Here is a 12526-nt window from a genome sequence, read left to right on the forward strand (position 1 = left end):
GTCGTCCCGTACGTCGTCGATCTCAGCCCGCGACATCGAAGCCCTCCCCCGTCAGCGCCACGAACGCGTCCTCCAGCGAGGCCCGTTCGACGCCGAAGCCCCGCACTCGGACGCCCGCACCGACCAGGGCGGCGTTCAGCTCGGCGAGGTCCGTGCCGCTCTCCGTGCCCGGCGGTTCGCCCGTCACGCGGTCCTCCGTCACGACGAGATCCGTCACGCCGAGTTCCTTCAGGACGCGCACCGCGTCACCCGTGTCCGGCGTCGTGACGACCAGGCGCCCTCGCGCGCCCGCGGCGAGCTCGGCGACCGGGCCCTGGGTGATCAGACGGCCCTGCGCCATCACCGCGGCATGCGTACAGACCTGCTCGATCTCGTCCAGGAGGTGCGAGGAGAGGAACACGGTCGTACCCTCCGACGCCAATTCCCTTATCAGCGCCCGGATTTCGCGCATGCCCTGCGGATCGAGTCCGTTGGTCGGCTCGTCGAGCACGAGGAGCCTGCGCGGCTGGAGCAGCGCCGCGGCGAGCCCGAGGCGCTGCTTCATCCCGAGCGAGTACGCCTTCGCCTTCTTGCCCGCGGCAGCCGTCAGCCCCACCCGGCCCAGGGCGGAATCGGCGCGGGCACGGCGGGTGCGCGGATCGGCGGTCGGGTCGGCGGCGTCGTACCGCAGGAGGTTGTCGCGGCCGGAGAGGAAGCCGTAGAGCGCGGGGCCTTCGATGAGCGCGCCCACGTGCGGGAGCACGGTGCGTGTCTCGCGCGGCATCGGGCGGCCAAGGACCCTGGCCCGGCCGGAAGTCGGCTCGATCAGGCCCATCAACATCCGGATGGTGGTCGTCTTGCCCGAGCCGTTCGGCCCGAGGAACCCGAAGACGCTGCCCGCGGGGACGGTGAGGCTCAGCTGGTCCACGGCCAGCTGCTTGCCGTAGCGCTTGGTCAGCCCGGAGGTCTCGATGACGGTCTCCGCCGCACCGCCGCTACTGCTGCTGCCCGGCACCTTGCCTCCCCCGCTCGAAGTCGTGACGGCGGGTCCGAGGTACCTGTCCGGCACCTCGGACCCGCCGCTCAATCGCCTTGCCGCAGCACGCTACTTCGCCGCGTTCGCCGCCTTCACCAGCGCGTCCTTGGTGACCGCGCCCGCGTAGACCTTGCCGTCCTCGGTGATGAGGGCGTTGATCAGGCGCGTCTTGAAGACCGTGCCCGAGCCGAAGTCGCCCGACACCTTGTCGCCGAGCGAGTCGAGGAAGTTCTGCGCGTCCGGCGGGACGTCACCGGAGGCACCCGTCGGGAGGCCCTGGCCGCCCGGCAGTTCGAGCTCGGCGATGGAGTTCCAGCCCTTGCCGATGACGTTCAGGCCGTTCAGGTCCTCCATGCCCTTGTCGTCCTTGAACTCCTTGCCGCCGTCCTTGAAGCCGTGCTTCTCGGCCGCGGTGTCGTCGCCCTCCGTGACCTTCGCGCCCTTGGGCGGCGTGAAGTCGAAGGTCGAAGCGGCCGGCTTGCCGAAGTCGACCTTGGTGAAGCCCGCGTCGACAACCGCGCTGCCACCGCCGGACGGGGTGAGCGTGAACTTCAGCGGCGTGCCGGTCTCGGAGTCCACGGCGACCGTGATCTGGCCGATCGTCGAGCCGGACTGCTTGGGCTTGATGACCAGGCGGTAGGCGTCGCGGCCGGCCACCTGCGCGGTGCCGTCCACCTTCACCGACGTCGTGTCGTCGACGGCCTTCAGCGCTTCCTCGGCCAGCTCCTTGGGCGTGGAGGGGACATCCTTGGGGAGGTCCTTCACACCGGAGTCCTTGTCGGACCCCTTGCCGGAGTCCCCGCCCTTGCCCGCCGACTTGGAGTGGTACGCCTCGTTCGACTTGCTGTCGTACGCCCACACGTCGTCGCCGTTGTGGATCAGGCTGTACTCGGCGGCGTCGTCCAGGATCGACAGCTTCTGCTTGTCGGGGCCGTCGGCGGCGACGCGCAGCGTGTGCGTGCCGGTCGCCAGCTCCATCAGCTTCGCCTGCGGGTCCGCTGCCGAGCCCTCGCCGTCCTTGCCGTCGTCGCCGCCCGAGCCACCGCCCGGGGCGAAGCCACCGGCCATGTCGCCGCCGAGGGACGGGAGGCCGAGGTCGGTGCTGATCTTCACGGTGCCCGAGAGCTGCTCCGTGTCCGACGCGGCGATCTTCTCGATGAGTTCCTGGGCGGTGACGTCGGGCAGCTTGGGGTCGCCCGACGTGGCGAGCGCCGGGACGAGCCCGATGGTCGCCGCCGCCACCCCCGCCACCGCGACGGGGACCACGTAACGCGCCGCCTTGCGACGGCCCGCGCGCAGCTCCCCGCTCTCGCTGGTGTTCTGCTCCGGTTCGTACGGTGCCATTGTGTGCCCTACCTCCGTGGTCGGCGGCGGCCTTCCCAGTACGTGCGTGCGTCCACTCCTCGCCGCCATTCTCACCCGAATAGGTCAGGAGTGGTTGTTCTTGCTGGACCTTGCTTGTCTCCATACGACCAAATCGGCCAGCGAGAAGCGTCAGACCCCGGGAGCAACTCCACGTACTGCTGTGGGATGACAAGAAGAGGCGACGCCTCCCCCGACCAGTAGGGGAAGCGCCGCCCGAGCACTCAGGGTTCGGTGCTGCGCGAGCACTCAGGGTTCAGCGCTGCACGAACACGGGCGGCTCAGCCCGCCCGGTGCACCACCAGATCGCAGAGCTCGACGAGGGACGTCTTCGCGTCGCAGTCCCGCAGCGGCGCGAGGGTGTCCCGCGCCTCCTCCGCGAACCGCACCGTGTCCTTGCGCGCCTGCTCCAGGGCCGGGTGGACCCGCAGCCGGGTCAGCGCCTCGGCGTGCCGCGCGTCGTCGGTCAGGTCCGAGTCCAGGAGCTCCGACAGGGCGATGTCCTCGGGGAGCCCGAGCTTCTCCACCCGCTCGCGCAGGCGCAGGACCGGAAGCGTGGGGATGCCTTCGCGCAGGTCGGTGCCGGGCGTCTTGCCGGACTCGTGCGAGTCGGATGCGATGTCCAGTACGTCGTCGGCGAGCTGGAAGGCGACGCCGAGCCGCTCCCCGTACTGGGTCAGGACGTCCACGACGGTCTCGTCGGCACCGGACATCATGGCGCCGAAACGGCATGCCACGGCGACGAGCGAGCCGGTCTTGCCGCCGAGCACGTCGAGGTAGTGGTCGACCGGGTCGCGGCCCTCGGTGGGCCCCGCCGTCTCCAGGATCTGGCCCGTGACCAGGCGTTCGAACGCCTCCGCCTGGATGCGGACTGCGTCCGGGCCGAGGTCGGCCAGGATGTACGAGGCGCGGGCGAAGAGGAAGTCACCCGTGAGGACGGCGACGGAGTTGCCCCAGCGCTGGTTGGCGCTCTCGACGCCGCGGCGCACGTCCGCCTCGTCCATCACGTCGTCGTGGTAGAGCGTCGCGAGGTGCGTGAGCTCGACGACGACGGCGGAGGGCACGACACCCGGCGCGTACGGATCGCCGAACTGGGAGGCGAGCATCACGAGGAGCGGCCTGAACCGCTTGCCGCCCGCGCGCACCAGATGCTGCGCGGCCTCCGTGATGAAGGGGACCCCGCTTTTGGTGGCGTCGAGCAGACCTTCCTCGACGGCCGCCAATCCGGCCTGGACATCGGCTTCGAGAGCCTGGTCCCGCACGCTGAGGCCGAAGGGCCCGACGACGGTCACGAGGGGTTCTCCTGTCTGCTGACGATCACAAGTCGGTCACTCGGTCGATCATCACTCGGTCGGTCTTTGCGTGATGATCGCTTCGATGACACGGTTTGTCGATGTGTCGCTGCCATCACACAAGTCAGCGTATCCGGTCGCCTTTCGATCACAGTGGGCACCCGCCTGTGCAATGCCGCCCAGGCGGCGTGCGGTGACCGCCGGTATGTTCTTGATCAGCTGATACGCCCCAGAACTACCCGGAGCAGAACCTTTGTCCCGCACTGAGCCCGACATCGAACCGCCCGCGGAGCCGCCGACGGAGCCGCCGCCCGGCGACGACCACGCCTTCTTCGGGCAGCCGCGCGGACTTCTCACCCTCTCGGGTCTCGAGGTCTGGGAGCGTTTCTCGTTCCTCGGCATGCAGGCCATCCTCGTCCTGTATTTCGCGGACTCCGTCGCGAACGACGGAATGGGCATGGATCCCGGGACCGCCGCCTCGGTGTCTGCGGCGTACGGAACGCTCGTCTACCTCGTCTCGGTGGCCGGCGGCTGGCTCGCCGACCGCATCCTCGGCTCGTACCGCGCGGTCCTGTGGGGCGGCATCCTCATCGCCTGCGGCCACTACTCGATGGCCGTGCCGACGGCGACGATGACCTGGGTCGGGCTCGGCCTGATCAGCGCGGGCACCGGCCTGCTCAAGCCGAACGTCGCCTCGATGGTCGGCAAGCTCTACCGCACCGACGACGACCGCCGTGACGCGGGTTTCGCGCTGTACTACATGGGCATCAACATCGGCGCCTTCGCGGGCCCCCTGATCACCGGCTGGCTCGGCGACCACAAGGGCTGGCACTGGGGCTTCTCGGCGGCCGCGATCGGCATGACGTTCGGCCTGATCCAGTACGTGCTCGGGCGCCGTCACCTCGCCGGACGCAAGGCGTCGGCCGAATTCGCGCTGCCCAAGGACGCGATGCGCCGCGCGGTCGTCCTGATCGTCGTGGGCGTCGTCGTGTTCGCCGCCGTCGCGGCGCTGCTCGCCGCCCTCGGCTGGCTGACGATGGACCGCTTCGTCGACCTGCTCACCGTCATCTCGGTGATCGCGCCCATCGTCTACTTCGTGGTCATGTTCCGCAGCCCACGGGTGACGTCCGAGGAGCGCGGCCGCCTCAGGCCGTACGTGGTGCTCTTCCTCGCCTCGGTCGTCTTCAACTTCATCCTCTTCCAGGCGTATTCGACGATGATCCTGCTCGCGTCGACGAACGCCGAGACCGCGATCTTCGGTTTCACCTTCCCCGCGAGCTGGTACGCCTCCGCGCTCGGTGCCTTCGAGGTCGCGCTCGCCCCCGTCGTCGCCACGGTCTGGGCCCGGATGGGTCACCGCCAGCCGCACGCCTCCAACAAGATCGCGTTCGGCGTGATCCTGGGCGGCCTGTCGTTCCTGCTGATGGTGCTCCCCACCTCCGGGCACGGCGACGACACGTACAAGATGGCGGTCTGGTGGATCGTCGGCTCGTACCTGCTGCTCGGCCTCGGCGACATCCTCGTGGAGACCTCGGGCATGTCGGCCACGACGAAACTCGCGCCCCAGGCCTTCGCCAGTCAGACCATGGCCCTCTGGTTCCTCTCGCTGGCCCTCGCCAACGGCATCCAGGCGCAGGTCGTGAAGTTGTACGGAGAGGTCTCCAACCCGGCGTACTTCGGCGTGAACGGCGCGATCGCGGTGGCCGCCGGTGTGGCCGTCATCCTGCTCGCCCCATGGCTGCGCCGCACCATGCACCCCGTCCACTGAGGACGCATAGGACACATAGGCCACAGAGGACACTGAGGTACCCCCCATGCAGACCATGCAGATTCGCACTTCCTTCCCGTACGAGACCACCCGCGAGGACGTCCAAGTACCCCTCCCGGACGGGACCAAGCTGTACGCGCGCATCTGGCGCCCGGTGACGGACGAACCCGTCCCCGCGCTCCTGGAGTACCTCCCCTACCGGCTGAGCGACTGGACGGCGCCTCGCGACTTCCAGCGCCACCCCTGGTACGCGGGCCACGGCTACGCCTCCGTGCGCGTGGACGTGCGGGGACACGGCAACTCGGAGGGCATGCCGACCGACGAGTACTCCCCGGTCGAGCTGGCCGACGGGGTCGAGGTCGTCAACTGGCTCGCCGAGCAGCCCTGGTGCTCCGGCAAGGTCGGCATGTTCGGCATCTCCTGGGGCGGCTTCAACTCCCTCCAGATCGCGGCACTCGCGCCCGAGCCGCTCAAGGCGGTCGTCACGGTCTGCTCCGCGGACGACCGCTATGACAACGACGTGCACTACATGGGTGGTTCCGTCCTGGCGGTGGACATGCACGCCTGGGCGGCGACGATGCTCGCCTTCGTCTCCCGGCCCCCGGACCCGCTGTTCGTCGGCGACCGCTGGCGGGAGATGTGGCTGAGCCGCCTCGAAGCCGTGGACCCCTTCATCCACACCTGGCTCGACCACCAGACCCGGGACGCCTACTGGCAGCACGGCAGCGTCTGCGAGGACTACTCCGCGATCGGCGCCGCCGTGCTCGCGGTGGGCGGCTTCCACGACCCCTACCGGGACACGGTCCTTCGCCTGGTCGAGCATCTGCCAGGTGACGTACGGGGGTTGATCGGCCCGTGGTCACACCAGTACCCCGACCGGGGCCTTCCGCCGGGCCCGGCGATCGGCTTCCTCCAGGAGACCCTGCGCTGGTGGGACCACCACCTCAAGGGCATCGACACGGGCATCATGGCGGAGCCGAAGCTGCGCTCCTGGATCAGCGAATCCCACCCACCGGCGACGGTGTACGCCGAGCTGCCGGGCGGCTGGGTGGGCGACCCCTCCTGGCCATCGCCGAACGTCACCCCGACCCCGTACGCCCTCCAGGGCGCCCCTCTCGTCGTCGACTCCCCCCAGCACACGGGCCTGGACGCGGGCCGCTACTTCCCCTTCGGCAATGACGCCGACCTGCCGCCGGACCAGCGGGACGAGGACGCGAAGTCGGCGTGCTTCGAGTTCGAGGTCCCCTCAGCCGTACGCATCCTGGGCCGCCCCAAGGTGACGCTGCGCCTGACGATGGACACCCCGTCCGGCCAGGCGATCGCGCGGGTGTGTGACGTGGCCCCGGACGGTTCGTCGACGCTCGTGACGCGGGGTGTCCTGAACCTCTCCTCGCGCAACGGCCGGGACAGGGTTGACCCGTGGCCGGCGGGCGGGACGGAGGACGTCACCTTCGAGCTGAACGCGATCGGCCACACGTTCCCGCCGGGCCACAAGATCAGGCTCGCGGTGTCGTCCACGTACTGGCCGTGGATCTGGCCGCAGGCGGACTCGGCGGGCTTCGTCCTCGACCCGGCGGGCAGTGCGCTGGAACTCCCCGTGCGCGTCGGCGACTTGGACCCCTCCATCACCTTCGCCGCTCCGGAGCAGTCGGAGCCCCTCGGGGTGGTGTACCCGGCGACACTCGACGAGCCGCGCCCCGAGCGCCTGGTCGTACGCGATGTGGCGAAGGGTGAGTGGCGCCTGGAGGTGGACCCGCGCTACGGCGGTACGCGCGTCTACCCGGACGGCCTCGAATTCACCGAGGACGCGGTGGAGGCATACACGATCAACGAGTCCGACCCGCTCTCCGCGCGCACCCGCTCCGACTGGTTCATCCGGCTGCACCGCCCCGAGCTGGCGTGGGACGTGTCGATCAGCTCCCGCTCGGAGATCACGTGCGACGCGGCGGACTTCATCACGTCGAACGAGGTGGTGTGCAAGGAGGGGGACGAGGTCGTCTTCCACCGGACATGGGAGAAGCGAATTCCAAGGACGGCGGGCTAGAACCTCACTCCCGGGCGGCGAGCAACCGCTCGATCACGACGGCCACCCCGTCGTCCTCGTTGGACGAAGTCACCTCGTCGGCGGCCGACTTGAGGTCGGGGTGGGCGTTGGCCATGGCGACGCCGCGGGCGGCCCAGACGAACATCGGCACGTCGTTGGGCATGTCCCCGAAGGCGATGGTGTCCTCGGCGGCCATCCCGAGCCGCTCGGCGGCCAGGGCGAGCCCGGTCGCCTTGGTCACCCCGCGGGGCTGCAGTTCGACCGTGCCGGGGCCTGACATGGTGACGGTGGCGAGGGGCCCCACGGCATCACGGGCGACGGCGGCCAACTCGTCGTCGGTCAGCTCGGGATGGCGCAGGAGCACCTTGCTGATGGGCTCGGCCCAGAGCGCGTCACGCTTGTGGACGCGCACGGCGGGCAAAGTGGGATGCGGCATCAGATACCCCGGCTCGATGAGGGTGAGCCCGTCCACGCCGTCCTGATCGACGGCGGCGTAGACCTGCCCGACTTCCGCCTCGATCTTCCCGAGCGCGGCCTCGGCCAGCTCGCGGTCGAGCGTCACGGACCAGATCATGCGGTCGGCCCCGGCGTCGTACAACTGCGCCCCCTGACCGCAGACGGCGAGGCCGCCACCGCCCAGATCGTCGAGGAGCGGCTTCACCCGGGGCGCAGGCCGCCCGGTCACCACCAGGTGGTGCGCCCCCGCCTCGGCGATCGCCGACAGCGCGGCCAACGACCGGTCGGAGACGGTGTCGTCGCCGCGCAGCAGCGTTCCGTCCAGGTCAGTGGCGATGAGTGAATATGCGAGGGGTGCAGCCATGATCCAGAGAATACGGATCCCGGGCGCCGCCGATAGCAACGTCACAAGAGCTGTGACGCGCGGAGTGCGCTGGTCGCACAACCGGCGCTCGCGGGTCGCTCACAGGATTCACCGGGACGGGTCCCCACGAACCGTCCCTACGGTATGACTTGGCCCGGAAATCGCGCCTGAGCGATGGCATGGCTTCCCTGAGCCGGACCCCTCAGCCGTGAGTCGCCGCCACATGCCCCACCAACCGCGGCGACGCGAATTCCGTGCCGCACACGAAGCGCATCACCGGGCCGTACGACGCCGCCGCCGGGAGTCCGGTGAAGTACAGGCCCGGGACCGAGGAGACATAGCCCGCGCCCAGCTTCGGGGTGCCTCGGCTCGTGGCGAGGCGGGCGCGGAGGGCGGGGTCCAGGAAGTCCATCGCGGCGATGTCGACGCGGTAGCCCGTCGCCGCTATGACGTGATCGGCCGGGAGCTCCCTGATGCGGCCGCCCAGGGTCTCCACCCGCAGGACGGGGCTGCCGTCCCGGACGTCCGCCGCCATGACGCGGCGGACCTCGCGCTTCTCGACCTTGCCCTCGAAGCGCTCGCGCAGCCACCACGCGCCCAGCGGTCCGAGTATGCGGCGGACCAGGTAATGCCGGGCCTGCGGGGGCAGATAGCGGTAGGGGTGGGGGTAGTAGCTGATCGCGTACAGCGACCAGGCGCGGCCGAACGGCGACTCGGGGCGCAGCTTCGGCTGCTCCCACGGAGGCGCCCCGAAGGCCACCGACCCCCTGCCGCGCGCCACCACCTTCACGCTCGCGCCCGCTTCGGCGGCGAGCGCGGCCGTTTCCAGGGCCGACTGCCCCGCGCCGACCACGATCAGCTCGCGTCCGGCGAACCGCGACAGGTCGCTGTGTTGCGAACTGTGCGAGACGGGGCCGGTGGGGGCCGGCCCGTCCGGCACGGCGGCGGCGAGCGCCGGCGGCAGTTGCGCGAGCCCCGAGAGGCCGCTCGCGACCACGACCGCGCGGGCCGTGAACTGCTCGCCGGAGTCCAGCTTCAGGTCGAACCCCGCCGTGCCCTTGCGGTCCACCGACACCACCCGCACCTGCTCCAGGTCGGGCACGAGTCTCTCCCTGAACCACTCCCCGTAGGCGACGAAGGTCTCGATCGGGACGATGTCCTCGTCGGTGACCAGACGCCGGATGCCCGCCGCGGCGCAGTAGTCGACGAGGTTGTGGCCGCGTTGGGGCGCGTCGATGTTCGAGGCCACGGGCGTCGATTTCAGGAGCATGCCCGCGGGCATGTGCGCCCGCCAGCTCACCATCGGGTCACCGAAGACCCGAACCGGAATTCCGCGGGCCCGCAGATGGGCCGCGGTGGACAGGCCGAACGGTCCCGCCCCGATCACTGCTACCGGATGGATCACGAAGTCCCTCCCCAGGACGTCACTTGCCGCGTGTGCCGTGTGCCTACTTCGTGGGTGATGAACTGCTGCCGCGGCGGTTGGTCCGCCACAGTTGATAGAGATGCTTCGCCCCGGGCCGCACGAAACGCGCGAGCATCGTGAAGAACGGCTTCATGTCGTCCGCCGCCAGCCACGCCAGTTCCGTGCCGCTCGCGCGTGGGGGCGCGTGCGGAGTCGTATAGCCGCTGCGGCGGTAGGCGAGGAGGGCGGGCAGGTCGATGTTCTCCACGACATACCGGTGCCCGGCGCGCTGTTCCCCCTTGGGAACCGGGCGCCCCGTCAGGTGCAGATGCATGGCGCGAACCACATCGATCCCGGACTCGCTCTCGAAGAGCCGGAATTGCGCACCCGTACGGGGGTTGAAGTCGAGCAGTTTGTACTGACCGTCCCGCCGGTCGAAGCGGAGGTCCAGGTCGATGATGCCGGTGAAGCCGATCTGCTTGATGAAACGAGCGGCGAGGTCCGCGAGTTCCGGATTGTCGACGACGTACGCATGCGCCGTCATTCCCGCGTGCGGCGGCCAGGAGCGCACCTTGACGCCCGTGAACATGGCGCGCGGCGCGGAATCCGCGTCGAAGTACGCGTGCACGATCCAGTCCTCGGCCTGCTCCCGCGGCAGATACTCCTGGAGGATCACCCCGGGCCGCTCGCCCCAGCCACGGGCGAGGCAGAGCAGGCCCGCCGGGGTCTCTATGCGCGTCGTCCCGTTCACCGCGGGCCGGGAGCGGCGCGTGAACGCCTCGCGGTTCTTGGCGACCACCGGGAAGGTCGCCCCGGCGGCGAACTCCTCTATGTCCCCGTAGCTCTCGGGGAAGGACGCGGCGGGCGAGGCGATGCCGTGCTCCACGCACAGCTCGTGCAGGCCCTGCTTGCTGGCGAGGCGGCGGGGCAACCGCGGCTCCACGCGCGGGAAGAGGAACCCCGCCGCGGCCAGCGGCTCCTGGTGCTCGGCGATGAGGACGGCCGCTTCCTCGTCGGTCGGGATCAGGACCGTGGGTCTGCCGATCCGGCGCGCGATGCGCAGCATCCCCTCGACGAGCCGTCGCGGCTCCTCCACCCCGGTGGTCGGCCAGACGAACGCGCCGGTCAGATGGCGGGAGGACGCCGCAGGCGTGTAACGGTCCTCCGTGATCGCGTACATGGGCACGCCCAGCCGTCCGAGGCTGCGGATCGCGCCGACGCCGCCGTGGTGCAGCGGATAGTTCCCGAACTTCACGATCAGGCCGGGCACCTCACGGTCCACCGCGAAGGGCACGCTGTCGTTCCTCATGGCCACGGGTCCCCCCACGTGTCCCTCCGTATGACCCGGACCCACCCCGTCCGTGTCCCCCCAAAGGACGCTAAGCCGGAACTGACCACTCCAGCAAGGTTTATTCGGACATTGCGAACTCTTTAGACACTGCCCCAACCGGGGGTTCCCACGTAACGTGTGGCACACCCATATGGAAAGCGAGGCAGGTACGCATGTCCGAGCACACCCCGCTCGATCCGGCCGGGAGCGACCCTTCCGTCCGCTCCGCAGTCGACCCCTTCGCTCTCGCGGAGGGTGACCCCTTCGGGCCGCACAATCTCCCGTACGGCGTGTTCTCCCTGGCCACGGGCCCTGCGGGCGCGTCCGGAGCCGGAGAGCGCCGCGTCGGCGTACGGCTCGGCGATCACGTCCTCGACGCGGCCGCGGCGGCCGCCGCGCTCGGCTCGCCCTATGTCTCGCTGCTCGCCGGACCCACGCTCAACCCGCTGCTCGCCGCGGGCCGCACGGCGTGGTCGGATGTACGGCGCGCGCTCACGGCCTGGGTGACGATCCCGGCGCACCGCGAAGTCGTGCGCCCCCTCATGTACCCCCTGTCCGAGGTCACGCTGCACCTCCCCTTCGAGGTCGCCGACTACGTGGATTTCTACGCCTCCGAGCACCACGCGACCCACCTGGGCCAGATCTTCCGTCCGGACGCACCGTCCCCGCTGACCCCCAACTGGAAGCACCTCCCCATCGGTTACCACGGCCGGTCCGGCACCGTTGTGGTCTCCGGCACCGAGGTGGTACGCCCCTCGGGGCAGCGCAAGGCTCCTGCGGAGACGGCCCCGGTCTTCGGGCCCTCCGTCCGCCTCGACATCGAGGCCGAGGTCGGCTTCGTCGTGGGTACGCCGTCGGAGCTGGGCACGCCGGTGCCGCTCGCGGACTTCCGGGAGCACGTCTTCGGGCTGACCCTCCTCAACGACTGGTCGGCGCGCGACATCCAGGCGTGGGAGTACGTTCCGCTCGGGCCGTTCCTCGGCAAGTCCTTCTGCACCTCGGTCTCGGCGTGGATCACCCCCCTTGAAGCCCTGGACGCCGCGCGGGTCGCCCCTCCGGAGCGCACGCACGAACTCCTGCCCTACCTGGACGACTCGGCGGAGTCCGTCGCCGACGAGCCCGGCGGCTACGACCTGCGCATCACCGTGGCCCTGAACGGCCACGTCATCTCCGAGCCGCCCTTCTCCACCGTCTACTGGACGGCCGCCCAGCAGCTGGCCCACATGACGGCGAACGGCGCGTCCCTGCGCACGGGTGACCTGTACGGCTCGGGCACCGTGAGCGGTCCCTCCGAGGGGCAGTACGGCTCCCTGATCGAGATCACCTGGAACGGCCGCGACGCTCTTGTCCTTCCGGACGGGAAGCGGACGTTCCTCGAGGATGGTGACGAGGTCACGCTGACGGCGTGGGCCCCGGGGCCGGATGGGACGAGGGTCGGCCTCGGCGAGGTCTCTGGCAGGGTCGCCTCCAGCCGCTGATCCTGCGGGCCG

At 70.1% G+C, this 12526-nt stretch carries 9 protein-coding genes; 3 read left to right on the forward strand and 6 right to left on the reverse strand.

Going from position 1 to position 12526, the window contains the following annotated elements; all coding sequences use genetic code 11:
- Positions 1-22: 22 nt before the first annotated feature.
- From ACZ5U5_RS20260 to ACZ5U5_RS20270, 3 genes are all read right to left on the reverse strand, one after another.
- Positions 23-994 carry an ABC transporter ATP-binding protein gene (locus ACZ5U5_RS20260; RefSeq protein ID WP_469023361.1) on the reverse strand — a complete coding sequence of 324 codons (972 nt, stop codon included), beginning with the start codon at positions 992-994 and terminating at the stop codon, positions 23-25.
- A 90-nt stretch (positions 995-1084) separates the two neighbouring features.
- Positions 1085-2359, reverse strand: coding sequence for a LolA family protein (locus ACZ5U5_RS20265; protein ID WP_469023363.1), 1275 nt, complete (start codon positions 2357-2359; stop codon positions 1085-1087).
- A gap of 299 nt (positions 2360-2658) precedes the next feature.
- Entirely contained in the window at positions 2659-3669 is a 1011-nt protein-coding gene (locus ACZ5U5_RS20270) for a polyprenyl synthetase family protein (RefSeq protein ID WP_469023367.1), read from the reverse strand.
- A gap of 253 nt (positions 3670-3922) precedes the next feature.
- Between ACZ5U5_RS20270 and ACZ5U5_RS20275 the strand changes: the two genes are divergently transcribed.
- Both ACZ5U5_RS20275 and ACZ5U5_RS20280 read left to right on the forward strand, forming a co-directional pair.
- On the forward strand, positions 3923-5437 hold the full coding sequence (locus ACZ5U5_RS20275; protein WP_469023369.1) for a peptide MFS transporter: 1515 nt from the start codon (positions 3923-3925) through the stop codon (positions 5435-5437).
- 55 nt (positions 5438-5492) lie between these two features.
- Entirely contained in the window at positions 5493-7481 is a 1989-nt protein-coding gene (locus tag ACZ5U5_RS20280) for a CocE/NonD family hydrolase (RefSeq protein ID WP_469023372.1), read from the forward strand.
- 4 nt (positions 7482-7485) lie between these two features.
- On the opposite strand, the gene ACZ5U5_RS20285 is transcribed toward ACZ5U5_RS20280, so the two are convergent.
- From ACZ5U5_RS20285 to ACZ5U5_RS20295, 3 genes are all read right to left on the reverse strand, one after another.
- Complete coding sequence (locus ACZ5U5_RS20285) at positions 7486-8301, reverse strand: HAD family hydrolase (RefSeq protein ID WP_469023375.1); 816 nt, start codon at positions 8299-8301, stop codon at positions 7486-7488.
- A gap of 202 nt (positions 8302-8503) precedes the next feature.
- A complete protein-coding gene (locus ACZ5U5_RS20290; RefSeq protein WP_469023377.1) occupies positions 8504-9706 on the reverse strand; it encodes an FAD-dependent oxidoreductase in 1203 nt (400 codons plus the stop codon).
- Between the two features lie 43 nt (positions 9707-9749).
- The gene (locus ACZ5U5_RS20295; protein WP_469023379.1) at positions 9750-11015 is read right to left on the reverse strand and encodes a carboxylate--amine ligase; all 1266 of its coding nucleotides are present in this window, start codon (positions 11013-11015) and stop codon (positions 9750-9752) included.
- A 194-nt stretch (positions 11016-11209) separates the two neighbouring features.
- On the opposite strand from ACZ5U5_RS20295, the gene fahA reads away from it, so the two are divergent.
- Positions 11210-12514 (forward strand): fumarylacetoacetase, encoded by a 1305-nt coding sequence (fahA, locus tag ACZ5U5_RS20300; protein ID WP_469023381.1) that lies wholly within the window; start codon positions 11210-11212, stop codon positions 12512-12514.
- Positions 12515-12526 lie beyond the last annotated feature (12 nt).

Source organism: Streptomyces sp. NPDC033177, from assembly GCF_055577715.1.

What these genes read in the sequence shown, in the direction of transcription:
- ACZ5U5_RS20265 (WP_469023363.1), bottom strand. Translation starts at nt 2,359, where the DNA reads ATGGCACCGTACGAACCGGAGCAGAACACCAGCGAGAGCGGGGAGCTG.
- ACZ5U5_RS20280 (WP_469023372.1), top strand. Translation starts at nt 5,493, where the DNA reads ATGCAGATTCGCACTTCCTTCCCGTACGAGACCACCCGCGAGGACGTC.
- ACZ5U5_RS20285 (WP_469023375.1), bottom strand. Translation starts at nt 8,301, where the DNA reads ATGGCTGCACCCCTCGCATATTCACTCATCGCCACTGACCTGGACGGA.
- ACZ5U5_RS20295 (WP_469023379.1), bottom strand. Translation starts at nt 11,015, where the DNA reads ATGAGGAACGACAGCGTGCCCTTCGCGGTGGACCGTGAGGTGCCCGGC.
- fahA (WP_469023381.1), top strand. Translation starts at nt 11,210, where the DNA reads ATGTCCGAGCACACCCCGCTCGATCCGGCCGGGAGCGACCCTTCCGTC.